This window comes from Xanthobacter pollutisoli (assembly GCF_040044995.1).
Classification (GTDB): Bacteria; Pseudomonadota; Alphaproteobacteria; order Rhizobiales; family Xanthobacteraceae; genus Xanthobacter.
Map to the genome: position 1 here is coordinate 46,935 of NZ_JBDZDP010000001.1, position 24,499 is coordinate 71,433.

22 protein-coding genes are annotated in these 24,499 nt (G+C 69.6%); 18 read left to right on the forward strand and 4 right to left on the reverse strand.

From position 1 onward, the window contains the following. The first annotated feature begins 122 nt into the window (after positions 1-122). From ABLE93_RS00220 to ABLE93_RS00255, 8 genes are all read left to right on the forward strand, one after another. On the forward strand, positions 123-995 hold the full coding sequence (locus ABLE93_RS00220) for a branched-chain amino acid ABC transporter permease (RefSeq protein WP_348837005.1): 873 nt from the start codon (positions 123-125) through the stop codon (positions 993-995). A gap of 4 nt (positions 996-999) precedes the next feature. Next, entirely contained in the window at positions 1,000-2,847 is a 1,848-nt protein-coding gene (locus ABLE93_RS00225) for a branched-chain amino acid ABC transporter ATP-binding protein/permease (protein WP_348837007.1), read from the forward strand. Beyond that, positions 2,831-3,535, forward strand: a complete 705-nt coding sequence (locus ABLE93_RS00230; protein WP_348837010.1) for an ABC transporter ATP-binding protein — start codon at positions 2,831-2,833, stop codon at positions 3,533-3,535. The genes ABLE93_RS00225 and ABLE93_RS00230 overlap by 17 nt, the downstream gene beginning before the upstream one ends. Positions 3,536-3,555: 20 nt before the next feature. Further along, complete coding sequence (locus tag ABLE93_RS00235; protein WP_348837012.1) at positions 3,556-4,434, forward strand: shikimate dehydrogenase family protein; 879 nt, start codon at positions 3,556-3,558, stop codon at positions 4,432-4,434. After that, positions 4,431-5,183 (forward strand): SDR family NAD(P)-dependent oxidoreductase, encoded by a 753-nt coding sequence (locus ABLE93_RS00240; RefSeq protein ID WP_348837015.1) that lies wholly within the window; start codon positions 4,431-4,433, stop codon positions 5,181-5,183. The genes ABLE93_RS00235 and ABLE93_RS00240 overlap by 4 nt, the downstream gene beginning before the upstream one ends. Positions 5,184-5,285: 102 nt before the next feature. Then, complete coding sequence (locus ABLE93_RS00245) at positions 5,286-7,493, forward strand: alpha-ketoacid dehydrogenase subunit alpha/beta (protein ID WP_348837017.1); 2,208 nt, start codon at positions 5,286-5,288, stop codon at positions 7,491-7,493. 44 nt (positions 7,494-7,537) lie between these two features. Then, entirely contained in the window at positions 7,538-9,139 is a 1,602-nt protein-coding gene (locus ABLE93_RS00250; protein WP_510182951.1) for a GMC family oxidoreductase, read from the forward strand. A gap of 104 nt (positions 9,140-9,243) precedes the next feature. After that, on the forward strand, positions 9,244-9,552 hold the full coding sequence (locus tag ABLE93_RS00255; protein WP_348837023.1) for a hypothetical protein: 309 nt from the start codon (positions 9,244-9,246) through the stop codon (positions 9,550-9,552). A 158-nt stretch (positions 9,553-9,710) separates the two neighbouring features. Here ABLE93_RS00255 and infA read toward each other — a convergent pair whose 3' ends face one another. Both infA and ABLE93_RS00265 read right to left on the reverse strand, forming a co-directional pair. Beyond that, on the reverse strand, positions 9,711-9,986 hold the full coding sequence (gene infA, locus ABLE93_RS00260) for a translation initiation factor IF-1 (protein WP_012115181.1): 276 nt from the start codon (positions 9,984-9,986) through the stop codon (positions 9,711-9,713). Positions 9,987-10,126: 140 nt separating this feature from the next. After that, positions 10,127-11,773 (reverse strand): DEAD/DEAH box helicase, encoded by a 1,647-nt coding sequence (locus ABLE93_RS00265; RefSeq protein ID WP_348837026.1) that lies wholly within the window; start codon positions 11,771-11,773, stop codon positions 10,127-10,129. 393 nt (positions 11,774-12,166) lie between these two features. Here ABLE93_RS00265 and ABLE93_RS00270 point away from each other — a divergent pair, with 393 nt between their 5' ends. The 4 genes from ABLE93_RS00270 (at position 12,167) to modC (ending at position 15,685) form a co-directional block, all read left to right on the forward strand. Continuing rightward, positions 12,167-12,691 (forward strand): DedA family protein, encoded by a 525-nt coding sequence (locus tag ABLE93_RS00270; RefSeq protein ID WP_348837028.1) that lies wholly within the window; start codon positions 12,167-12,169, stop codon positions 12,689-12,691. 198 nt (positions 12,692-12,889) lie between these two features. Then, positions 12,890-13,681: a molybdate ABC transporter substrate-binding protein gene (gene modA, locus ABLE93_RS00275; RefSeq protein ID WP_348837030.1), complete on the forward strand. Its 792-nt coding sequence runs from the start codon at positions 12,890-12,892 to the stop codon at positions 13,679-13,681. 109 nt (positions 13,682-13,790) lie between these two features. Then, the gene (modB, locus tag ABLE93_RS00280; RefSeq protein WP_348837032.1) at positions 13,791-14,480 is read left to right on the forward strand and encodes a molybdate ABC transporter permease subunit; all 690 of its coding nucleotides are present in this window, start codon (positions 13,791-13,793) and stop codon (positions 14,478-14,480) included. Next, entirely contained in the window at positions 14,477-15,685 is a 1,209-nt protein-coding gene (modC, locus tag ABLE93_RS00285) for a molybdenum ABC transporter ATP-binding protein (protein WP_348837035.1), read from the forward strand. Before modB ends, modC begins: the two co-directional genes overlap by 4 nt. Here the strand turns inward: modC and ABLE93_RS00290 are convergent. Together ABLE93_RS00290 and ABLE93_RS00295 are read right to left on the reverse strand one after the other, a co-directional pair. After that, positions 15,585-16,013: a winged helix-turn-helix domain-containing protein gene (locus ABLE93_RS00290; RefSeq protein WP_348837037.1), complete on the reverse strand. Its 429-nt coding sequence runs from the start codon at positions 16,011-16,013 to the stop codon at positions 15,585-15,587. The two genes, modC and ABLE93_RS00290, sit on opposite strands and share 101 nt — an antisense overlap. 132 nt (positions 16,014-16,145) lie before the next feature. Continuing rightward, positions 16,146-16,985, reverse strand: a complete 840-nt coding sequence (locus ABLE93_RS00295) for an FTR1 family iron permease (protein WP_348837039.1) — start codon at positions 16,983-16,985, stop codon at positions 16,146-16,148. Between the two features lie 612 nt (positions 16,986-17,597). On the opposite strand from ABLE93_RS00295, the gene ABLE93_RS00300 reads away from it, so the two are divergent. The 6 genes from ABLE93_RS00300 (at position 17,598) to ABLE93_RS00325 (ending at position 24,498) form a co-directional block, all read left to right on the forward strand. Next, positions 17,598-18,869, forward strand: a complete 1,272-nt coding sequence (locus ABLE93_RS00300; RefSeq protein WP_348837040.1) for an imelysin family protein — start codon at positions 17,598-17,600, stop codon at positions 18,867-18,869. 10 nt (positions 18,870-18,879) lie between these two features. Continuing rightward, positions 18,880-20,352 (forward strand): multicopper oxidase family protein, encoded by a 1,473-nt coding sequence (locus ABLE93_RS00305; RefSeq protein ID WP_348837042.1) that lies wholly within the window; start codon positions 18,880-18,882, stop codon positions 20,350-20,352. After that, positions 20,352-21,620 (forward strand): di-heme oxidoredictase family protein, encoded by a 1,269-nt coding sequence (locus tag ABLE93_RS00310; protein ID WP_348837043.1) that lies wholly within the window; start codon positions 20,352-20,354, stop codon positions 21,618-21,620. Before ABLE93_RS00305 ends, ABLE93_RS00310 begins: the two co-directional genes overlap by 1 nt. Before the next feature lie 31 nt (positions 21,621-21,651). After that, complete coding sequence (locus tag ABLE93_RS00315) at positions 21,652-22,749, forward strand: imelysin family protein (RefSeq protein ID WP_348837046.1); 1,098 nt, start codon at positions 21,652-21,654, stop codon at positions 22,747-22,749. Between the two features lies 1 nt (position 22,750). After that, the gene (locus ABLE93_RS00320; protein WP_348837047.1) at positions 22,751-23,863 is read left to right on the forward strand and encodes a DUF1513 domain-containing protein; all 1,113 of its coding nucleotides are present in this window, start codon (positions 22,751-22,753) and stop codon (positions 23,861-23,863) included. An 86-nt stretch (positions 23,864-23,949) separates the two neighbouring features. Next, positions 23,950-24,498: an NADPH-dependent FMN reductase gene (locus ABLE93_RS00325; protein WP_348837050.1), complete on the forward strand. Its 549-nt coding sequence runs from the start codon at positions 23,950-23,952 to the stop codon at positions 24,496-24,498. Position 24,499 lies beyond the last annotated feature (1 nt).

A 24,499-nucleotide genomic window follows, 5' to 3' on the forward strand; every position in this document is an offset into this window, starting at 1 on the left:
ATCCGGGACGGCGCAGTCCGCTGCGCCTGCCGGCCGAAGCCGCGCCCCTGCCCGGGTGCGGCGCCGGCCCGCCACGCCCGGACGCTACGCCCCAACACCACCTGCGCACGGAGCCAAGCGCGATGGACGTCCTTATCCAGCTGGTGCTCAACGGCATCCTGCTCGGCAGCATGTATGCCATCATCAGCGTCGGCCTTACCCTCATCTTCGGCATCGTCCGGGTGGTGAACTTCGCCCATGGCGAGTTTTTGATGGTGGGCATGTACGCGGCCTACCTGTTCGCCGCGAAGCTCGGCCTGCACCCTTACGCCGCCGCGGTGCCCATCGTGATCCTGCTGTTCGCCATCGGCGCGGCGGTGCAGCGCTTTCTCATCCAGCCGCTGCTGGGCGCCGAGGAGCATATCCAGATCTTCGCCACCGTCGGTCTCTCGACGGCGCTGGTGAACCTCGCGCTGCTCGTGTTCGGCGCGGACCTTTATTCCATCCCCCCGTCCGCCGCGCAGGGCACGCTCATGGTGGGCGGCTTCTCCCTGGTGAAGGGGCAGATCGTGATGTTCGTGTGCGCCCTGGCACTGGTCGCGGGCCTGCACCTCTTCATGCAGTCCACCGCGCTCGGCCGCGCCATCCGCGCCACCGCGCAGAACCGCAATGCGGCGCTGCTCATGGGCGTGAAGGTGGACCAGATCTACGTCATCGCCTTCGGCATCGGCGCCGCCTGCGTCGGACTCGCCTCGGCGCTGGTGATGCCGCTCTATCCGGTGACGCCGACGATCGGCACCTACTTCGTGCTCACCGCCTTCGTGGTGGTGGTGCTGGGCGGCATGCGTTCCATGTACGGCGCCTTCTTCGGCGCCATGATCATCGGCCTCGTGGACAGCCTCTCCGGCTATTACATCGCGCCCGATCTGAAGGAGGTCGTCTACTTCGCGATCTTCCTCGCCATCCTCATCTTCAAGCCCACCGGCCTGTTCGGCCTCGGCCGCGGCACGGAGTGACCCGATGAGCCTGCAAGACTCCTCGCCCGCCACATCGGCCGCGCCCGCCGCCACCGGCCGCCCGTCCCTTTTCGCGCGCATCACCGATCCGCGAGTCTATTGCGCGCTCATGCTCCTGTCCCTGCTGGTCATCATCCCGGCGTGGTCAGGCTCGACCTTCATGGTGCACGTATTCGTCACCATCTGCGTGTTCGGCGCGCTCTCCACGGCCTGGAACATCCTTGGCGGCTATGCCGGCCAGCTCTCGCTGGGCCATACCGTGTTCTACGGCATCGGCGGTTACACCGCGGCCCTGCTGCTGCAGCATTTCGGGCTCTCGCCTTGGATCGGCATGATCGCCGGCGCGGCGCTGGCCGCCCTCGTCAGCCTCGGCATCGGCTATCCCTGCTTCCGGCTGAGGGGACCGTTCTTCTCCCTCGCCACCATCGCCTTCCTGGAAGTGGTGCGCCTGCTCGCCATCCATTTCAACGGCATCACCGGCGGCTCCGCCGGCCTCGTGGTTCCGCTGCAGCTGGGCTGGCCGTGGATGATCTTCCGCGAGAAGATCAACTATCTCTACATCGCCTTCGGCCTGCTACTGCTGTCGCTGGCCGTCTCCTACGCCATCCGCAACTCGCGGCTCGGCTATGCGCTCACCGCCGTGCGGGAGCGCGACAGCGCGGCCCAGGCGGCGGGCATCAACATCAATGGCGTGAAGCTGTGGGCCATCGCCGCGTCGGCAGCCCTCACCGCCTGCGTCGGCACCTTCCACGCCATGTACATGACCTTCCTGGAGCCGGCGACGCTGTTCTCGCTGGCCACCGCCATCGAGATCGCCATGTTCGCCCTCATCGGCGGCCTCGGGACGGTGGCGGGACCGCTGCTCGGCACGGTGCTCGTGGTGCCGCTGGCGGAACTCGCCCGCGGCTGGCTCGGGGCTTCGGCCAATGGCCTGCACGGCTTCGTCTACGGCACCGTTCTGGTCATCATCACGCTCACCTTGCCGGGCGGGCTGGTGGGCACCTTCGGCCCCTTCGTCACCCGCCTCATCGACAGGCTGCCCGGCGGCGGGCGGACGCGGCCGGAGACCGTCGCCCCGGCGGCCAAGGTGGTGGGCGGCACGGCCGGCGAGCCGGTGCTGAAGGCGAGCGATCTGGTCAAGCGCTTCGGCGGGCTGGTGGCCACCGACAACGTGTCCCTCACCCTCAAGCGCGGCGAGATCCTCGGCGTCATCGGGCCCAACGGCGCCGGCAAGACCACCGTCTTCGCCCAGCTCTCCGGCTTCCTCGCACCCAATTCGGGCACGGTGGAACTGCTGGGACCTGACGGGAAATGGCACCAGCCGAAAACGCCCGATGCCTTCGCCCGCCTCGGCATCGGTCGCACGTTCCAGATCGTCCAGCCGTTCGGCAAGCTCTCCGTGCTGGAGAACATCATGATCGGCGCCTTCCTGCGCCACCGCGCGGTGGACGACGCCCGCGCCGTGGCGCTGCGGGTGGCCCGCACCGTCGGCCTTTACGACGTGAAGGACGTGGAGGCGGGGACCCTGCCCATCGGCGGCCTGAAGCGGCTGGAAGTGGCGCGCACCCTTGCCACCGAGCCGGCCATCCTGCTGCTCGACGAGGTGATGGCCGGGCAGAGCCAGTCGGACACGCTGAAGATGGTGGAGCTCATCCGCGCCATCCGCGACAGCGGCGTTTCCGTCATCGCCATCGAGCACAACATGCAGGCCATCATGAGCCTGTCCGACCGGATCGTGGTGATCGACAGCGGCAAGGTGATCGCCGAGGGCGCCCCGGAACAGGTGGTGCGCGAGCGCCGGGTGATCGAGGCCTATCTCGGGGAGGATTTCGTCCATGCTCAAGGTCTCTGACGTGACCGCCGGCTATGGCCGGACCGTCATCCTCCAGGACATTTCCCTCCACGTCGGGCGCGGCGAGGTCGTCACCATCATCGGCTCCAACGGCGCCGGCAAGACGACGCTGCTGCGCGCCATTTCCGGCCTCGTGAAGCCCACCTCCGGCACCATCGAGTTCGACGGCAAGCGCATCGACCGCATGAGCCCGGACCAGATCGTCGGCTCCGGCCTCATCATGGTGCCGGAGGCACGCCAGCTCTTCCCGGTGATGAGCGTGCGCGACAACGTGCTGATGGGCGGCTACCACCCCAATGCCCGCGTCGGGATGGCCGAGCGCTTCGAGGAGGTGCTGGACATCTTCCCCCGGGTGCGCGAGCGCCTCGGCCAGATGGCCGGCTCGCTCTCCGGCGGCGAGCAGCAGATGGTGGCCATCGCCCGCGGGCTGATGGCGAAGCCGAAGCTGCTCATGCTGGACGAGCCCTCGCTCGGCCTCGCGCCCATCATCGTCGGGCAGATGTTCGACGTCATCGAACGTATCTGCAAGACCGGCACCACGGTTCTCCTCGTGGAGCAGAAGGCGTTCCACGCCCTGAAGATCGCCGACCGCGCCTATGTGATCGAGAACGGCGCCATCGCCATCGAGAACACCGGCGCCGGCCTTCTCGCCGATCCGCACATCAAGACCGCCTATCTCGGCATCTGAGCTTTCGGGACATGACCCCCATGACCACCCCGGCGCATTCTCCGACGCACCTCCCCGACGACGCCCCGGCGAAAGCGCCGATCGTGCTGCGCGCGATCAGCGGCCACACGAAGGTGTTCGCCATCCTCGCCGATCCCATCCACCACGTGCGCACGCCGCAGATGCTCAACGCGCTGATGACGCGGGAGGACCGCGACGGCGTGATGGTGCCCTTCCATGTGGCGCCGGACGATCTGGCGGCGCTGGTGAAGAGCCTCAGGACCATCCGGAGCCTCGGCGGCTTCGTGGTGACGGTGCCCCACAAGAGCGCCATCGTCGATCTGCTGGACGAGGTGAGCGACAGCGCCCGTCGCATCGGCGCGGCGAACGTGGTGCGCCGGGAGGCGGACGGGCGCCTTGTCGGCGACATGCTGGACGGCAAGGGCTTCGTCGGCGGGCTCAAGGCCGCCGGCATCGATCCGAAGGGCGCGCGCGTCTATCTCGCCGGGGCGGGCGGAGCGGCCAATGCCATTGCGTTTGCCTTCGTGGAGGCCGGCGTCGCGCGCTTGACCATCGCCAACCGCACCCGCGCCAAGGCGGAGGATCTCGCCCGCCGCCTCGCCGAGGCCCATCCCGGCGCGCCGGTAGAGATCGGCGGCGCCGATCCGTCCGGCCACGACATCGTCGCCAACGCCACCTCCCTCGGCCTCAAGGCGGACGATCCGCTGCCCCTCGACGCCGCGCGCCTCACGGCAGACCAGATCGTCGCCGAGGTCATCATGCAGCCGGAGGAGACCGCCCTTCTCGCCGCGGCGAAGGCGAAGGGCTGCCGCATCCATCCTGGCACGCCCATGCTCGCCTGCCAGCTGGACCTGATGGCCGATTTCCTCGGCATGCGGACCCTGGGAGCGGCCTCGTGACCGGCGCGCTCAAGGGCCGCTGCGCCCTCATCACCGGCGGCGCCTCTGGCCTCGGCCTCGCCGTCGCGCGGGCGTTCCGTGCGGAGGGCGCGTCGCTCGTGCTGCTGGACCTCGATCCCGCCGCAGCCGCGCGCGCCGAGGAGCTGGGCGAGGCCATCGCCATCACCGGCTCGGTGACGCGCAAGGCGGAGATCGTGGCCGCCTTCGATGCCGCCGAGGCGCGGTTCGGCCCGGTGGACATCTGCCTCGCCAATGCCGGCGTCTCGCAGAACGCACCCACCCTCTCGCTGAGCGAGGAGGAGTGGGAGCGCGTCATCTCCATCAATCTCACCGGCGTCTTCCTCACGGCGCAGGAGGCGGGGCGGCGGATGATCGCGCAGGGCGGCGGCTCGCTGCTGCTCATGGCCTCCATGTACGGCATCGTCGCCGCGCCCGAGCGCATCGGCTACTGCGCCTCCAAGGCGGGCGTTGCCATGATGGCCAAGGCGCTCTCCTGCGAATGGGCAGGCGAAGGCGTGCGGGTGAACGCCATCGCCCCCGGCTATGTGCGCACACCCTTCCTCGACGACCTCGCCGAACGCGGCCGCCTCGACCTCGACAGGCTGCGCGCCCGCACCCCCATGGGCCGGCTGGTGGAGGCGGACGAGGTGGCGCGCATGGCCGTCTTCCTCGCCTCCGAACAGGCGAGCGCCGTCACCGGACAGGTCATGGCCGTGGACGGCGGCTGGACGGCCTACGGCTACATCTGAACGCGGCTTCCGGCGGGTGCCGGAGGCGCTGGAGCGAAACGTTTAGTCCAAGGTCCCGACGCCACTCCGAGCGCAGGAGGACGCCGCGGCACGGAGATCCATATGCCCGAGACCATTGCCCTCACCCCCGCAGCGCCCTGGGTCGAACTGAAAACGACCGAGGCCGACTGGGCCGCCGCCGACCCGGCTCTGCTCAAGGAGCTGCTGGCGCAGATGGCGCTCATCCGCGCCTTCGAGGAGAAGGTGCTGGAATTGGCGGGCGAAGGCCTCGTGCACGGTCCGGCCCATTCCTCCATTGGGCAGGAGGGCGGCGCGGCGGGTTCCATCGTGGGCCTGCGCCCCACCGATCAGGTCAACGGCTCCCACCGTGGGCATCACCAGTTCCTCGCCAAGGCGCTGGCCTACGTCGCGCCCGGCCTCGACCCCACGGCGCCGCTGAGCGAGGAAACCCACGTCCTCCTCCACCGCTCGCTCGCCGAGATCCTGGGCCTCGAACCTGGCTTCGGCCACGGGCGCGGCGGCTCCATGCATCTGCGCTGGGGCGAGGCGGGGGCCATCGGCACCAATGCCATCGTCGGCGGCGGCGTGCCGCTGGCGGCAGGCGCCGCGTTCGCCCACAAGCGCGCCGGCACGGGCGACGTGGCCATCTCCTATTTCGGCGACGGCGCGGTGAACATCGGCGCGGTTCTGGAGACCATGAACCTCGCCGCGGCGTGGGACCTGCCGCTGCTCTTCTTCATCGAGAACAACGGCTATGCGGTGGCCACCACCGTGGAGGAAGCGACCCGCGAGACGCGCCTCTCCGGACGCGGCACCGGCTTCGGCATCCCCTCCTTCAAGGTGGACGGCATGGACCCGCTGGCGGTCCACCTCGCCACGCAGGAGGCCCTGAAGATCATGCGCTCCGGTCACGGTCCGGCGGTGATCGAGGCGGACGTCTATCGCTACTTCCACCAGAACGGCCCCCTGCCCGGCTCCGCCTTCGGCTATCGCACGAAGGAGGAGGAGGCAGCGTGGCGCGCCCGCGATCCCATCAAGCGCACCGGCGCCGCGCTGGTGGCGCGCGGCATCCTCACCGAGGCGGATCTCCATGCGCTGACCGAGCGCGCCGAGGCCGCCATGGCGGACGCCGCCGCCAAGCTGGTGGAGCCGGTGGGCAACAAGCGCCGGGTGCGGCCGGAGCTGTGGCCGGACGTGTCCTTCGTGGACGAGGGCATCCGCGGCGACCTCTGTGAACTTGCGGGCAAGCGCGACGAGGAGGAGGCGACCTATCGCGGCAGGCTTGCCGAGCGCAAGTTCGTGGACGCCATCGCCGACGTGCTCCACCGCCGCTTCGAGACCGACGACCGCTTCGTCATCATGGGCGAGGACATCCACAAGCTGAAGGGCGGCACCAACGGCGCCACCCGCGGCCTCGCCGCCGCCTTCCCGGAGCGCTGCCTCGGCACGCCCATCTCCGAAGGCGCGTTCGCGGGCCTTGCCGGCGGCATCGCCATGGATCGCCGCTACCGGCCCATCATCGAGTTCATGTATCCCGACTTCATGTGGGTCGCCGCCGACCCGGTGTTCAACCAGATCGGCAAGGCGCGGCACATGTTCGGGGCGGACGTGCCGGTGCCGCTGGTGCTGCGCACCAAGATCGCCATGGGCACGGGCTACGGCTCCCAGCATTCGCTGGACCCGGCGGGCGTCTTCGCCACCTCTGCGGGCTGGCGCATCGTCGCGCCCTCGACCCCGTTCGACTATGTGGGGCTGATGAATGCGGCCCTCGCCTGCGAGGACCCGGTCCTCGTCATCGAGCACGTGGACCTCTACCAGACCTCCGGGGCCATTCCGGATGGCGACCTCGACTACATCATCCCCTTCGGCAAGGCCAAGGTGGCGCGGCCGGGGCGTGAACTGAGCATCCTCACCTATTCCGCCATGGTCCACCGCAGCCGCGAGGCGGTGGACGACCTCGGACTCGATGCCGAGATCATCGACCTCAGGTCCCTCGACCGCGCCGGGCTCGACTGGGACACCATTGGCGAGAGCATCCGCAAGACCAACAACGTGCTCATCGTGGAGCAGGGCTCCCTCTCCACCTCCTACGGCGGCTTCCTCGCCGACGAGATCCAGCGCCGCTATCTCGACTGGCTGGACCAGCCAGTGCAGCGCGTCACCGGCAAGATCGCCTCGCCCACCATCTCGAAGGTGCTGGAGCGCGCCGCCTTCGCCGGCAAGGAGGAGGTGATGGCGGGCCTTGCCCTCGCCATGGCGGCGAAGGGCACGCCGCTGCCGCCCGATCGCCTAGCCGCCGTCGCCAGCTGAGGGACAGGCGGGCGCACAACAGGTTTCGCTGCGGAATGAACAGCATGGACAGGTTCGACTACATCATCGTCGGAGGCGGCACCGCCGGATGCATCCTCGCCGCGCGGCTTTCGGAAGATCCGCGCCGCAGCGTGCTGCTGCTGGAGGCGGGCGGCAGCGGCAAGGGGTTCTGGGTGCCCATTCCGGCGGGCTTCTCCAAGCTCCTGTCGGGCAGCGCCTTCAACTGGCGCTTCAACACGGAGCCCGAGCCCAACACCTACGACCGGCCCATCGTGGTGCCGCGCGGCAAGGGGCTCGGCGGCTCGACGCTCATCAACGGCATGATCTTCGTGCGCGGCCAGCCGCAGGATTTCGACGGCTGGGCGCAGCGCGGCGCCACCGGCTGGGGGTGGGACGAGGTGCTGCCCTATTTCAAGAAGCTGGAGACCTTCGACGCGCCCGACCGCGACGACACCCTGCGCGGCACCTCAGGCCCCATCAGCATCGTGCGCGTGGCCGAGCGCCCTGCCCTGTCCGAGGCCTTCATCGCCGCGGCGCAGGAGGCCGGCTTCGCCCGCAATCCCGACTACAACGGCGCGACGCAGGATGGCTTTGGCTATTACCAGGTGAACCAGCGCGCCGGCCGGCGCTGGACGGTGGCGGACGGCTATCTGCGCCCCGCGCTGTCGCGCCTCAATCTCAAGGTGATCACCAACGCCCAGGTCCTGCGCCTCGTCCTGGAGGGACGGCGGGCCACCGGCGTGGTGTTCCGGCGCGAGGGGACGGAGGAGACGGCCCACGCCAATGGCGAGGTGCTGCTCACCGCCGGGGCCGTGCAATCCCCCCATTTGCTCGAACTGTCGGGCATCGGCCATCCCGAGGTGCTGCGGGCCGCGGGCATCCCGGTGGTCCACGCCCTCACCGGCGTAGGCAACAATTACCAGGACCATTTCGCCACCCGCATGAACTGGCGGGTCAAGCTGCCCGTGACGCTCAACGAGCAGACCCGCGGCCTCGCCTTGACCAGGGCGGTGGCCCAATATTTCCTTACGCGCACCGGGATCCTGACGCTCGGCACCGGCCTCGCCCATGGCTTCGTGAAGACCCGGCCGGAGCTGGAAGGCCCCGACGTGCAGTATTTCTTCATGCATGCGAGCTACGCCAACGCCGCCGACCGGGCGCTCGACCGGATGCCGGGCATGACCATCGGCGTCACCCAGATGCGCCCCCAGTCGGTGGGCTCGATCCATGCGAAGTCGGCGGACCCCATGGCGGCGCCGGCCATCCGGCCCAATTTCCTCGATGCCCGAGAGGATCGCGACTGCCTTGTCGCGGGCATGCGCATCGCCCGCCGCATCGTCGAGCAGCCGGCCCTCGACCCCTATCGCGCCTTCGAGATGAACCCGGGGCCGCAGGTGGAGAGCGACGCGGACTTCCTGGAGTTCGCCCGCCGCACCGGCCAGACCATCTACCACCCCGTGGGCACCTGCAGCATGGGCACGGGACCCGAGGCCGTGGTGGATCCGCATCTGCGGGTGCGGGGCATCGAAGGCCTGCGGGTGGTGGACGCGGCGGTGATGCCCACCATTGTCTCGGCCAACACGGCGGCGGCGGTGATGATGATCGCCGAGAAGGCGGCGGATCTCGTCAAGGCTGACGCGCGCTGATGGGCGGGCCGAGCGGCTCGCCCGTGGCGGCCTCCGCCGCGCGCGCGAACTTTGTATCAAGGCGGTCGAGCCTTACCATGCGCGAGATCCACCGGGAGGCCAGAATGGCATATCCGACCCTCCAACCCGTTTCCGCCCGCGCTGCCATTGCCCGTCGTGTCGCTGGCGGCATTATCATCGCCAGCCTTGGTGCTGCCGTCTCGACATCCGCCGCATGGGCTCAGACCAAGAAGAGCTGGAAATGCAGCGCACCCAGCATGGTCAACAGCTCTTATGACGGAGGGAGCTCCGCCTATATCCACCTTGAGGGCTTCTCGTCCGGCGGAAACTATCCGGTGACACTCAACTCAAGCCGCACCGTGGCCAATGGAACCACGGCGAACGGCACCAAATTCACCTGCAAACTCAGCTGAGAAGGCGACGCTCAGGCGCCGCACGGGATTGAGCGGCACGCCCTCCCCCCTCAGGGCGCGCGGATCGTCGTGCGCGTCATGCCGCCTCAAACGCCAAAAGCCGGCGCGGGGATTTCCCCGGCCGGCGCCGAACGCCCTGTCCGCGATCCCGCGAAGGATCAGCGGCGGCGGAAATTCTGCTGGCGGCGGGCGCCGGGCGGCGGGGCGTTGCCCTCGGCCTTGTGGCGGAAGTTGATCCGGCCGCGATCGAGATCGTAGGGGGACATCTCCACCACCACGCGGTCGCCCTCGATGGTGCGGATGCGGTTCTTCTTCATCTTGCCGGCCGCATAGGCCAGGATCTGGTGGTCGTTGTCGAGCCGCACCCGGAAATTGCCGTCCGGCAGCACCTCGGTCACCGTGCCCTCGAACTCCAGCAGTTCTTCCTTCGCCATATAGTCGTCTCCAGCGGTCCCGCACAGCGGGACGAATTTGGCGGGCTTATCTCACGAAAACGCCCATTTTCCCATAGGTGGGATGCGCCGGGCGGAAGAAAATGCCCGGCGCATCAAATCATCGGCGCGCGCGCGATGCTTCAGCGCACGGGGCGCTTGGCCCCGGCGGGACGGCCCGCGCCCGCGTCGCCACGGTTCGGCACAGCCTTCATGAAGCCAAGCCCGCCGATCTCACCGGACGCGCCCTGGCTGCGCTCGGAGCGCTGCGGGCGCTCGGCGCGCTGGCCCGCGCCATGACCGGCGGAACGATGGCCGCCGGCGCCTTCGGGGCGGCCCTCGGACCGGCCGCCCGCGTGACGGCCTTCACCGTGGCGTCCCTCGCCGTGCCGGCCCTCGCCCGTGCGGCCTTCGCCGCGCGGCTGCTGGGTACGGCCGCCCGGGCGGGCCTCGCCACGACCTTCGCCGGAGCGGGCGTCGGCGCTGCGGCCCTCGCCCGAAGGCTTGCGGCCGCGGCCCTCGGAGCGCTGCTCGCCGGACCGCTGACGCTGGCCGCCGCGCGAAGGCTGGCGGCCACGGCCGACATAATCATTGCGCTCGGCGGTCTCGTCGCGCTCGTCCAACTCGATCGGCGGGGCGTCCGGCACATTGAAGCGCATGCCCGCGCCGCGCCGGTCGCTCGCTGGGATCTGCAGCTTGATGAGCTTCTCGATGGAGCGCAGGAACGCGCGCTCCTCGTGATCGCAGAAGGAAATGGCGATGCCCTCGCGGCCGGCGCGCGCGGTGCGGCCGATGCGGTGGACGTAGCTCTCGGGGACGTTGGGCAGATCGTAGTTGATGACGTGGCTGACGCCGGTCACGTCGATGCCGCGGGCGGCGATGTCGGTGGCGATCAGGGTGCGGATCTTGCCCTCGCGGAAGGAGAGCAGGACGCGGTCACGCTGGTTCTGCGACTTGTTGCCGTGGATCGCCTCGGCGGCGATGCCGGCCTTGGCGAGCACGCGCACCACCTTGTCGGCACCGTGCTTGGTGCGGGCGAACACGAGGGCGCGGTCGATCTCCTCGGTGGAGAGCACCTCAGCGAGAAGCTGGCCCTTGTTGGCCTTGTCCACGTGGATCACGCGCTGCTCGACGCGGTCGGCGGTCTTGGCCACCGGGGTGACGGCGACGCGGACCGGATCATGCAGCATGGAGCCGGCGAGCTCGGCGATGGCCGGCGGCATGGTGGCGGAGAAGAACAGCGAGTGCCGCTTGTGCGGCAGCCGGCGCACGATGGCGCGGATGGCGTGGACAAAGCCCATGTCCAGCATCTGGTCGGCCTCGTCGAGGACGAGCACTTCCACTTGGTCGAGCTTGACCGCGTGGTTCTCCACCAGGTCGAGCAGCCGGCCGGGCGTGGCCACGAGCACGTCGATGCCGCGCGAGAGGGCGCGGATCTGCCGTCCCATGGGCACGCCGCCGATGGCGAGGGTGCACGAGATGTTGGCGTGGCGGCCGAACTTCACGAAATTGTCGACGATCTGGCCGGACAGCTCGCGGGTGGGCGAAAGCACCAGAGCGCGCACCGACTTGGGATCGGGCCGGCGGGGATGGCGCACCAGACGGTCGAGGATGGGAAGGGCGAAGGCGGCGGTCTTGCCGGTGCCGGTCTGCGCGATGCCGATGAGGTCGCGGCCCGACAGGACCTGGGGGATGGCTTCAGCCTGGATGGGGGTGGGCGTGACGTGCTGCGCTTCGGTGAGGGCGCGAACGATGGGCTCGGCAAGGCCGAGAGCAGAAAAAGAGGTCAAGCTCTGACTTTCATATGCGAACGACACCGGCGCACGCATTTGGCGCAGCGCGGTTCGCGGGGATATTCGACATCCCGCGTGGCCTGGGGTGTCCAAGGGCAAATGATGAGATCGGGCAAAGCCGCTTGCGATGCTTCGTCGAAAGGAAGCTCCAGCGGTCTCCGCTACGCGGCCCGAGCGCGCAAAAAGAGGAATCTCAAATTCCCCCGAGGGCGCGACATGAGCCGTATGACGCATTGCGATGACGATTTCAAGGCATCGCCGCGCATTTCGCCCACCGGCGCGCCGCCGCCGGCTCGATTTCGCCCAAGTGGTCGGCCAAGGGGGCGCTGCCGGGCGGATACCAGCTTGCGCAATGCAGGCCGGCTCCCGATGTTGCCGGCAGGAGATGACATGATCGACATCGAGTCCATCGTCGCGATGACCACCCGCTTCGTGCAGCAGAACCAGACGCTGGCGCCGGCGGTGGTGTTTGGCCTCGCCTTTGGCGAATCGCTGGCGCTCATCTCCTTCTTCATTCCCGCCACCGTCCTGCTGCTGGCCATCGGCGCGCTGATCGAGGCGAGCGGGCTGCACTTCTTCCCCATCTGGCTCGCGGCCGCCTCGGGCGCGGCGCTGGGCGATGCCATCTCCTACTGGCTCGGCTTCCACTACAAGGACCGGGCGAAGACCTTCTGGCCCCTGTCGCGGCGGCCGGACCTGGTGGCGCGGGCGGAGGACTTCTTCCAGCGCTTCGGCGTGTGGGGCATTGCCATCGGCCGCTTCTTCGGGCCGATCCGCGCGGTGGTGCCGCTGGTGGCGGGCATCCTCGCCATGCGTCAGACCCACTTCCAGGTCGCCAACGTGGCGAGCGCCGCCGTCTGGGCCTTCGCCATGCTCGCCCCCGGCGCGGCGGTGTTCAAGCTGATGGGCTACTGAGGCCGCCGGCCTCGTTAGGGCTCCCCCACCCGCCGACGTCGCTGCCCGCGGCCTCATGCCGCACCGCAGCAAAATCCTCACTCCCCGGCCCCGCCGGCGCTTTCGGCTACCACCGGTCGCGACGGACGGGCTTGTCTCGCGGCGTCATGCTATATATCAATGAACATATCACGTGCCCATTGCCGGGGTGTCATTGCCATGACGAGCTTTCTTTTCTCCCGCCGCCGCATCCTCGGACTCTTCGGGGCATTGGTCGCCACCGCACCTTTGCCGGCCGCCGCGCAGGCCCCGCAAACGGTCACCGTGTTTGCCGCGGCGAGCCTGACCAACGCGCTGCAGGATGTCGCCAAGGCCTATGAGGCCAAGGGCGCCAAGGACACCATCCGGTTCTCCTTCGCGGCCTCCTCCGCGCTGGCCAAGCAGATGGAGGCGGGTGCCCCCGCCAACATCTTCGCCTCCGCCGACCTGAAGTGGATGGAATACGCCGACGGCAAGGGCCTGACCCTGCCCACCACCGCGGTGAAGCTGCTGGGCAACGATCTCGTGGTGGTCGCGCCGGCCGACAAGGCCAAGCCCGTGGCCATCGCCAAGGGCATGGACATCGACGCATTGCTCGGCCCCAATGGCCGCATTGCCACCGGTCTCGTGGACAGTGTGCCGGTGGGTGTCTACGCCAAGCAGGCCTTCACCAGCCTCGGCCTGTGGGACAAGGTGGCCCCCCGCATCGTCGGCGCCGAGAGCGTGCGCGCAGCGCTCGCCCTGGTGGAGCGCGGCGAGGCGCCCTATGGCGTCGTCTACGCCACCGACGCCGCCATCGCCAAGAAAGTGAAGGTCGTCGCGTCCTTCCCGCCGGAGAGCTACCCGCCGGTGGAATATCCCTTCGCGTTGGTGAAGGGGCAGGACACGCCGGCGGCCAAAGCCTTCTTTGCCTTCCTCCAGGGACCCGAGGCAAAGGAGATCTACAAGAAGTACGGCTTCAGCGTGAAGTGAGGCCCGCCACCGGCGCCTCGGGCGCCGGCCCTGCACGGAACGGGAATTGCTTCGCCTGTTCCGCGCCTTGGGCGTAAACTTGCCGCCTGTACCGTCGGAACCCTGCCCTATGCTCACCCCCGAAGAATGGACGGCCGTCAGGCTCAGCCTCCATGTCGCCTTCTGGGCAACCGTCTGGAGCCTGCCGCCCGCGATCCTCATCGGCTGGGTGCTGGCGCGCTTCGATTTCCCCGGCAAGGGCGTGTTCGACGGCATCGTCCACCTGCCGCTGGTGCTGCCCAAGGTGGTGGTCGGCTATCTCCTGCTCATCACCCTCGGCAATCGCGGCTATCTCGGCCAGTATCTGCACGAGTGGTTCGGCATCTCGCTGATCTTCTCCACGGCCGGCGCGACCGTGGCGGCGGCGGTGGTGAGCTTTCCCCTCACGGTCAACGCCATCCGCCTCGCCATCGGCGGCATCGACCGCGGCATCGAGACCGCCGCGCGCACCCTCGGGGCGAGCAGGCTCGATGCCTTCTTCACGGTGACCCTTCCCCTGATGATGCCCGGCGTGCTCTCCGGCTGCCTCATCTCGCTGGCCTCGGCCCTGGGCGAGTTCGGTGCCACCATCACCTTCGTATCGAACGTCGAGGGTCAGACGCGGACCATCCCGCTCGCCATCTACAGCGCTACCCACATGCCCGACGGCGACGCCATGGCGCTGCGGCTGACGGTGGTGTCGGTGATCCTCGCCCTCGGCGCGCTGATCCTTGCCGAGATGGCGGACCGGCGCATCAAGCTCGCGCTGGGGCAGCTGTGATCGAGATCGACGTTTCCCTGGCCCGCTCCACCGGCTTCAGGCTGGAAGCGCGCTTCGACGCGCCGGGCAGTGGCGTCACCGCTCTGTTCGGCCGCTCAGGCTCGGGCAAGACCACGATCATCCAGCTCGTCGCCGGCTCCATTCGGCCCGACGCGGGGCGCATCGCGGTAGACGGTGAGACCTTCTTCGACAGCGCCCGAGGCATCGACATCGGCATGGAGAAGCGGGGCTGCGGCTACGTCTTCCAGGACGCGCGGCTGTTTCCGCACATGAGTGTCGAGAACAACCTGCGCTACGGCGAGCGGCGGGCCCGGCGGGCGCGCACCATCGGCTTCGACGCGGTGGTGCAGATGCTGGGCATCGCCCATCTGCTGAAGCGGCGGCCGCACACCCTCTCCGGCGGCGAGAAGCAGCGCGTCGCCATCGGCCGTGCTCTGCTCTCCCAGCCCCGCCTGCTGCTGATGGACGAGCCCCTCGCCTCCCTCGACGAAATGCGCAAGGGCGAGATCCTGCCCTATCTCGAGCGGCTCAGGGACGAGCTGGCCCTGCCCATCCTCTATGTGAGCCATTCGGTGGAGGAGGTGCTGCGCCTGTCGGATGCGGTGGCGGCGGTGGCCGACGGCAAGGTGATCGCCTGCGGGGGGCTGTCCGACGTGCTGTCCCGGCCAGAGCTGCTGCCGGTGCTCGGCCGCTTCGACCTCGGCACCATCCTCGACTGCGTGGTGACGGCGCACGATCCCGAGCTCGGCCTCTCCACGGTCGCCTTCGCCGACGGCGAGCTCCGGGTGCCACTGGTGGGCCGTCCCATCGGGGCGGCGGCGCGCGTGCGCATCCGCTCGCGCGACGTGTCCTTGTCCCTCTCGCGGCCCATCGACGTCTCGGTGACCAACCGCATCGGCGGCACCATCTCCTCCATCCGCCGGGCGGAAGGCCCGTTCTCCGACGTGGAGCTGGCGCTGCCCCACGGCCGCCTGCACGCGTTGGTGACGCAGGAGAGCGTCATCCGCCTGGGGCTGGAGCCGGGCATGCAGGTGTGGGCGATGATCAAGGCGGTGACGGTGGACAGCCGGCCGGCGGGCTTCCAGTCGCCGGGATCTGAGATCCTCAGCCCGCCTTCTTCGCCGGCCGCTCCGGCGCCGGTCCGTCCGGCTCCTCCGGCGTTGCGTGTTGTTGCTGGGGGAAATCCGCCGCAAGAGCCATCGTGAGCTCGTCCAGCGCGCCGCCGGTGGCCTTGGCCGCCTGCCGCTCCATGGCGCGGTAAAGCGCGATCACCCGCTCGCCGAAGGCGGTCACCTCGGTGCCGGCACCGCGGCGGCCGGGGAAGGTGACGATGACCCGCTGCTCGAACATGCGGTCGAGTTCATCCACCAGCAACCAGGCGCGGCGATAGCTCATGCCGATGGCCTTGGCGGCGGAGAGGATGGAGCGATGCTCGCGGATCGCCTCCAGCAGCATGATCTTGCCCGGACCGAGGCGCCGCCCGTCGGCGAAATCCACGCGCAGAAACAGGCGGGTGCCGTCCTTCCTCGTCACGATGTTCCTCCCGCGCTGCGCCGGCGACGTGCGCCCGGGCGGAAGCTCGGGGGCGCGCGGGGTCAGCATACCGGAAGCTGCGTGCCTCGGAAACGCCGCCCTCGCCGCCGCGATGCGCGACGGGCGCGCCGCTCAGGCCCGGGCCTGCTGCGGCGGCTTGGCGGCAGCGATGCGCCCGTTGACCAAAGCGGAGAGCACCACGATGGTCACCACGGTCGCGACATAGGCGATGACCTGCATGCCCGTGGGCTCGGCGCGATAGCCCACCAAGGTGCGCAGCACGCGGCCAACGGCGCTGTCGTCGGCGAGCAGCCAGCTGGTGTTCCACACCGGATCGGACAGGGACTGGATGAAGCCGGCATCCTGGAGAATGCCGATGGCCTGCGCCGCAAGGCCTGCCGCCAACAGAGTGATGAGGACTGACGTGACCTTGAACAGGTGCTTGAGCGGGATCGCCACGAGCCCGCGGTAGAGCACCAGCGACACGGCCGCGCCGCCGGCGAGGCCGATCAGCCCACCGAGCACAACGGCGCCGGCGCTCTCCGTCTCGGTGGTGGAAATGCCATAGAGGAACAGCACGATCTCGATGCCTTCGCGCAGTACCGCCATGCCCACCACGATGGCGAGGGCGGCGAGCGGCCGGCGGCCCTCCTTCACGTCGCGCCCCACTTCCCGCATCTCGGCGACCATGTGCTTGCCGTGGCTCGCCATCCACACGACGGTCCACACCAGCATCACCACCGCGACAGAGAGGATGGCGGCGTTGAGGATGTCCTGGCCCGAGCCCTCGAAGGTGGAGGCGATGCGATCGGCGAAGAGCGCCAGCACGCCGGAACCGGCGATGCCGCCGAGAATGCCGAAGCTGATCCACAGTCCGCGATGGCGAATGCCCTCCGAAGCGGCGAGCACGACGCCGACGACGATGCCCGCCTCGAGCACTTCACGGAAAACGATCAGCAACGCGGCAATCATCGCGACCTCTTCTTCCTCGCCAGCAGTCCCGAAGCGCCTCCGACGGACGACTGGGGCCATCCGCCGACCCGTTCACTCCGGGACGCGCCACTCCAGGACGCGCCACTTCAGGACACGCCCGAATTCAGGACGCCGGGCGCCGGGTCTTCTTGGCCGAGAAAGTAATTCCGAGCCGCAAAGTATTCCTGACCCTGCGTCAGCGCATTCGGCGCGACACTCGCTCGGAAATTAACATCGCGGCGGAACCTCTGTCATCGGCCGCGAACAGATTTGGAATTGTTATAATCGTAATTTACCCGTTCGGGCAGCCTCTAGGAGCGGTGCGTTGGCCGCGCGCAAACCCTTTATCCGAAACAATTTGAGGTGAGACGAGCCGACGGGGAGTTGCATTTTGAGGAGGGGAGCGCCCTGCACTGCCTCCTACGTGGTTCTACTAAGGTCTGCGGCAATTCGACTTTGGCGAGGGGGTCATCTGAACAGGTAATTCAGAATGGAATATTTCCATAGTCTGCCCGGGCGCTTGCCGCCCCGGTTCAGCAACCATAATCTCCGCGGCGAAGGGACTCTGCCCCGACCCTGCCGAATTTTGCGATTTTGAAGGAGAGAAGGTCGATGCGCGCGCATTTTCTAGGCGCAGTCGTCGCTGCGGTCGCAGCATTCGTGAGCCCCGCGCTCGCCGATGCGCCCAAGCCGCGCGACGTGATCGTTCACTATGCCGACCTCGCGCAGGTCATGTACGAATCCTCCGCCGCCACCGCCAAGGACCTGCAGAAGGCCATCGACGCCTTCCTTGCCGCGCCCAGCGCCGAGACCCTGGGCAAGGCGCGCGGCGCGTGGAAGTCGGCCCGCGTCTACTACCAGCAGACGGAGGCCTTCCGCTTCGGCAACAAGATCGTCGATGACTGGGAGGGCAACGTGAACGCGTGGCCCCTCGACGAGGGTCTCATCGACTACGTGGACAAGAAGAGCTACGGCGAGAAGTCCGACGAGAACCCGCTCTACACCGCCAACGTGATCGCCTCGAAGTCGATCCGCATCGGCAAGAAGACCGTCGACGTCACCAAGATCACCCCCCAGCTGCTTCACGACCTCAACACCGCCGGCGGCGTCGAGGCCAATGTCGGCTCCGGCTGGCACGCCATCGAGTTCCTGCTGTGGGGCCAGAACCTGCACAACGCCACCCCGAGCGAGGGGCAGCGGGCCTACACCGACTATGACCAGAAGAACTGCACCAACGGCAATTGCGACCGACGCGGCCAGTATCTCAAGGTCGCCACCGACACCCTCGTCGCCGACCTCGACGAGATGGCCGCGGCCTGGGGCGCGAAGGGCAAGGCCCGCGCCGCGCTGCTGAAGAAGAAGGACAAGCCGGGCCTCGCGGTGATCTTCACCGGCATCGGCTCGCTCTCCTACGGCGAGCTGGCGGGCGAGCGCATGAAGCTCGGCCTCATCCTGCACGACCCGGAGGAGGCGCACGACTGCTTCTCCAACAACACCCAGAATGCGCACTATTACGACGAAGAGGGCATCCGCGCCGTCTATTATGGCCGCTACACCAAGCCGGACGGCTCCACCGTCACCGGCCCCTCGGTGGCCGATCTGGTGCGCGCCGCCGATGCCAAGATCGCCGACGAGATCGACGCCAAGTCGAACGCCGCCCTCGCCGCCCTGAAGACGCTGAAGGACACCGCCGATTCCGGCGAGATGCGCTACGACCAGATGCTGGTGGAGGGAAACACCAAGGGCGCCAAGCTGATCCAGGACGGCGTCGACGCCCTGGTGGCCCAGGCCCACGCCATCGAGCGCGGCGTCGCCGCCCTGAAGCTCCAGATCAAGGTGGAAGGGTCCGACAGCCTCGACAATCCCAAGGCCGTTGCCAAGTAAAGGGAGCGCGATGATCTCGCGTCGAGCGGTCCTCCTCGGCGGCGCTGCGGCGGGAGCGGCGGGCTTCGCCCCCTCCGCCCTCGGCCGGTTGCCGACCTCGCGGGACACCTTGCCGAAGAGCGCACCGGTCCGCCGGCTCGCGCTCGCCGCCGGCGAGATGGAGGCGCCGCTGCTTGGCCCGGGCAAGCCGCGCACCAAAGGCGTCTGCACCTATGACGGCACGCCCTTCCTCACCTTGCGTGCCCCCGTCGGCACGCGCCTGCAGGTGGATTTCGAGAACCGGCTGCCCGATCCCACAACCGTGCACTGGCACGGCGTCAGGGTGCCCTACCTTTCGGATGGCGTCTCGCCGCTGACGCAGGCGCCGATCCCGGCCGGGGGACGCTTTTCCTACGACGTGCCTTTGCCCGATCCGGGCTTCTATTTCTTCCATCCCCATTGCGACGAGACCGGGCAGGTCGGGCGCGGCCTTGTGGCGCTGCTCCTCGTGGACGACCCGGCGGAGGCGAAGCTCGGCTTCGATGCCGAGCACTTCGTCATCGTGAAGGACTGGCGCCTCGACGCGGACAACGGGCGCTGGCTGGAGATGTTCACCGACGAGGGCGCCTCCACATCCGGCACCTTCGGCACCGTGCGGGCCACCAACGGATCGGTGACGCCGCCGCGCGTCGAGGCGCCGGCCTATGGCGACGTGCGCCTGAGGGTCATCGTCGCCGACAACACCCGCACCATCGATTTCGGCTGCGACACCGAGGACGCCGCCATCATCGCCATCGACGGGCAGGCGTTGCCGCCGCTGCTCCTGTCGAAGCTGCCGGACGAGATCTGGCGCATGGGACCGGCCATGCGGCTCGACGTCCACGTGCGCATGCCGGCGCCGGGCGCCGAGGTGAAGGTCTACGACTATCGCACCGCCGAGCCCTATCTCCTCACTACGCTGGTGGCGGTGGACAAGGGCCGAAAGAAGACTTCCTTCCGCCCGAAGGCGCTGCCGCCGCCCAAGGTGCCTCAGCCGGACCTGAAGCGCGCGACGCGGCTCGACTATCTGGTGCAGACCGCAGCCGGCCCCATCGTCACCGCCGAGCCCCTGCCGCCCGACGATCCGCTGGCGAAGGCGCTGATCGCCTCGGCCTGCGTCGGCAGCCGTACCTTCTGGGCGATCAACCGCAACAGCTGGGGCGCCGGGCCCGACCTGCGCCTGCCGCCGCCGCTGATGACGCTGAGGGACGGCGACAGCTACATCCTCTCCATCACGAACGTCACCAAGCACGTGCACCCCATGCACCTGCATGGCCACATCTTCCGGGTGCTCTCCTCCTCGAAAAAGCCGGGGATCCCGCCCTATCTCGCCGACACGGTCATGACCGAGCCGAACGAGACGGTGGAAATCGCCTTCCGCGCCACGTCCGGCGACTGGGTGTTCCACTGCCACATCCTGGAGCACATGGATTCCGGCCTCATGGGCTGGTTCCGGGTGCTGTGATGCGCCGGCTCGCCGCCGTCGTCCTCGCCCTCGCGGCGGCCGTCGCACCCATCGCCGCACCCCTGGCCGCGCGGGGTGCCGAGACGCTGGACCGGCTGGACCTTGCCATCGGCCGCGCCCTGTTCAAGCGGCCCTGGGTGCCTGCGCCCGCCTCCACGCGCGGCGACGACGGGCTGGGGCCGCTGTTCGATGCGCGCTCCTGCACCACCTGCCACCCGCGCGACGGCCGTGCCCCCGCCCGGCTGGAGAACGGCACCGCCGAACGCGGCTTCGTGCTGATGATCGGCCGACCCGACGGCTCGGGCGATCCGGTCTATGGCCGGCGCTTCCAGATCGACGCGGTGCCGGGTATCCCCGGCGAGGGGGTCATCGCCGTTACCGATACGCCGCTCGGCGACGGGCGCACCGCCCGCACGGCGCATCCCGAAGCGCTCGGCTATGGGCCTCTCGATCCGGCGAGCGGGCTGTCGCTGCGCGTCGCGCCGGACCTTCGGGGCCGCGGCGCCCTCGCCGCCGTGCCCGATGCCGCCATCCTCGCGGTGGAGCGCGCGCAGGCCCAAGGCAAGGACGGCGTCTCCGGCCGCGCGCGGCGGATCACCGGGGCGGACGGGCGGGTGGTGCTCGGCCGGTTCGGCTGGAAGGCCTCCCAGCCGGACCTCGCGCGCCAGTCGGCGGAAGCCTTCTTCCTCGACCTCGGCCTCTCCAATCCCCACCATCCCGAGCCGTGGGGCGATTGCACGCCGGCGCAGGCGGCCTGCCGCACCGCGCCGCACGGCACCGCCAATCGCACCGAGGGCACGGCGGACGACGCGCTGGAGATCGGCGCGCCGCTGCTCGACCGCGTGGTGGCCTACGTCGCCTCCCTGCCGGTGCCGGAGCCGCAGACGCTGCCGGCAGTTGACCGCAAGCGCGGCGCGGCCCTGTTCGCCACCGCCGGATGCGCTGCCTGCCATGTGCCTGCGCTGCCCACGGCCGGCGGCGGGCTGGCGCGGATGTACACGGACTTGCTGCTCCACGACATGGGACCCGACCTCGGCGACACCATGCCGGAGCCCGGAGCCGGCGTTTCGGAATGGCGCACCGCGCCGCTGGCCGGCCTCGCCGATGCCCTCGCCGCCGAGACCGGGCTGCTGCACGACGGGCGCGCGCGCACCGTCGAGGAGGCCGTCGCTTTCCACGGCGGCGAGGCGGAAAGCGCGGCGCGGCGCTTCGGCGCGCTCTCCGCGACGGACAAGTCCCTGCTCGTGCGGTACCTTTCTTCGCTTTGAACTCGCAATTCATCAGCCGCGGATCTCAGCCATGCCCTCACTTTTCCCTGCCGCCATGGCGCGTCCCGTCCTCGCCGCGGCCGGCCTTGTCGCCGCCGGGCTGGCCTTCGGCGGCGGCGCCCTTGCCGCTGATCCGAAGCTTAATCCGGTGCCGCTGATCGAAGGCTGGCTGCTGCCGCGCTACGACACGCTGGTCGCCGCCTCCACGGCGCAGGCCAAGGCCTGGGCGGACTTCTGCCCGGCCCCGTCAGCGGCCGGCATCGGCGCGCTCAAGCTGGCCTACGGCGCCACCGCCGACGCCTGGAACGCGGTGGAGTTCATCACCTTCGGTCCCATCAGCCTGTCCCTGCGCACCGACCGCATCTCCTTCTTCCCCGACCGCCGCAATGCCATCACCCGCGGCCTTGCCGAGATGCTTGCCGATGAGGACGCCGCCCGGCTCGTGCCCGAGCGCTTCGCCCAGTCGAGCGCGGCGGTGCAGGGCCTGCCGGCGCTGGAGCGGCTGCTTTACGAGGACGGCGCGGCGGAGGCGCTGGCCGCCGGCCCCGAGGCCGCCCGGCGCTGCGCCCTCGGCACCGCCATCGCCCGCAACGTCGCCGCCATCGCCGGCGAGGTCCGCACCGCCTGGGGGGACAAATCCTCCGGCGTGCTGGGCGACATCGTATCCGGCAAAGGCGTCCCCGCCCTGTTCCCCGATGTCGGCGCCCTGCCAGGCATGATCCTTACCGACCTGTCGGGCGCCTACCAGCGGGTGACCGACACCAAGCTGCTCCCGGTGCTCGGCTCCGGCCCCTCCGACGCGAAGCCCACCCTCGCCGACAGCTGGCGCTCGGGCCGCTCCGGCCGCGTGGCCGCCAACATGATCCGCAGCGCCGACGCCCTGCTGACCGCGGTGGGCAGCCAGTTGCCGAGCCGCCCCCAGTGGGTGGTGAACAAGGCGGCCACCGCCGCCGACGCCGCGGCGGAGAGGCTGCCGGCGGACATCGGCGCCGCCGCCGCGACCGCCACGGGCGCCGGAGCGATCCAGACTGCCATCAAGGCCTTCAAGGCGGCGCAGCTCGCGGTCTACAAGCCGACCGCGGCCTATTTCGGCATCTCGCTGGGCTTCAACGCCCTCGATGGAGACTGAGATGGGCGCCCCCCTTTTCACCCGCCGCGCGCTCGTGCTCGGCACCGCCGCCGTCCTCGCCGCATCGCGCCTCGGGGTGGCCCGCGCAGCGGTGGACGAGGGCTGGCTCGCCACGGCCGGGGTGGGCGACGGCTTCGCCGCCGTGGGTGTGGACGCGGCCTTCGCCGCCACGCCCGAGGCGCCCTCCACCGACCGCCTGCATGGCATCGAGGCAAGCCCCACGGGTCCGCTGGCGGTGGTGGTGGGGCGGCGGCCGGGCCGCATCGCCTTGGTGTTCGACCACCAGCGCGGCGGCATCGTCGCCCGCTTCGAGCCGGGGGCGGGACGCGTCTTCTCCGGGCATGGCCGGTTCACGGCCGACGGGCGGCTGTTCCTGACCAATGAGATCGAGCGGCCGCAGGCCGGCGCCCACGGCATGGGACGGGGCGTCGTGGCGGTGCGAGACGTGGCGGCGGGCTTCGCGATCACGCGCGAATGGACCTCCGCCGGCGACGGGCCGCACGACCTCATGCGTTCCGGCAACGCCCTCGTCGTCGCCAACGGCGGCATCGAGCCCAACACGCCCGAGGCGCGCGATGCCGAAGTCACCGGCTCCGCCATCACCCTGCTCGATCCGGACAGCGGCGCCGTGCGCGGCGAGGGACGGCTCTCGGCCGACCTTGCCAGCCTGTCCCTGCGCCACCTCGCCCGCGATGGGCGGGGCGGCACGGTGGTGGCGGCGCAGGACCTCCTGAAGGACGGCGAGGCCCGCCCCCTGCTCTTCCGCATCGGCACCGACGGCGCCCTCACCGCCTTTGACGCGCCGGAGGACGCCTGGCGATCCCTGCGCGGATATGTGGGCTCGGTGGCCTATGACCCTTCCGGCCGGTTCGTCGCCTGCGCCACGCCGCGCGGCAACCAGGTGGCCGTCTGGGACGCCGACGGGCGCTACCTCGGCGCCGTGCCGCTGGCGGACGGCTGCGGCCTCGCGGCGGGGCGCGAGGCCGGCACGTTCATCGCCGCCTCCGGCTATGGAGAAGTGGTGGAGGTGGCGGCGCGCCGGGAGGGCGTGGCCATCACCTCGCGGCGGTCGGGCGGGCCGCGCTACGACAACCACATGGTGCGCATCGGCTGAATTTCCGCCCGCCACCGCAACCCGAGCGCTGGCTGTGCCGTTATCCTCGAGATGCCCGTGGGGCAGATCAAAGAAGGGGCGAAGCCATGAAATGGGTCGTGCTGGTGGGCAGCGTGCGCAAGGGGTCCTACAACGCCGCGCTGGCGGGGGCGCTTGCGGACCTCGCGCCGGAGGGCGTGGAGCTGGAGATCCTGCCTTCCATCGCGCAGATGCCGATCTATGACGGGGACATCGAGGCCGAGGGCTTTCCCGCGCCGGTGACCGCGAGCGGCGAGAAGGTGAGCGGCGCCGACGCCATCGTCATCGTCACCCCGGAATACAATTATTCCGTCCCCGGCGGCCTGAAGAACGCGCTCGACTGGCTGTCACGCCTCAAGCCGCAACCGCTGAAGGGCAAGCCCACCCTCCTCATGTCCGCTTCCCCGAGCACCATGGGCGGGGCGCGGGCGCAGTATCATCTGCGGCAGGTGCTGGTGGCGCTGGACGCTGCCGTCATGAACGTCCCCGAGGTCATGGTGGCCCAGGCCAACACCAAGATCACCGACGGCGTCTTGACCGATCAGGGCACCAAGGACTTCGTGAAGAAGCAGCTGGCCGCCTTCCACACCTTCGCCGGCCGCGCCGCGGCCGGCTGAG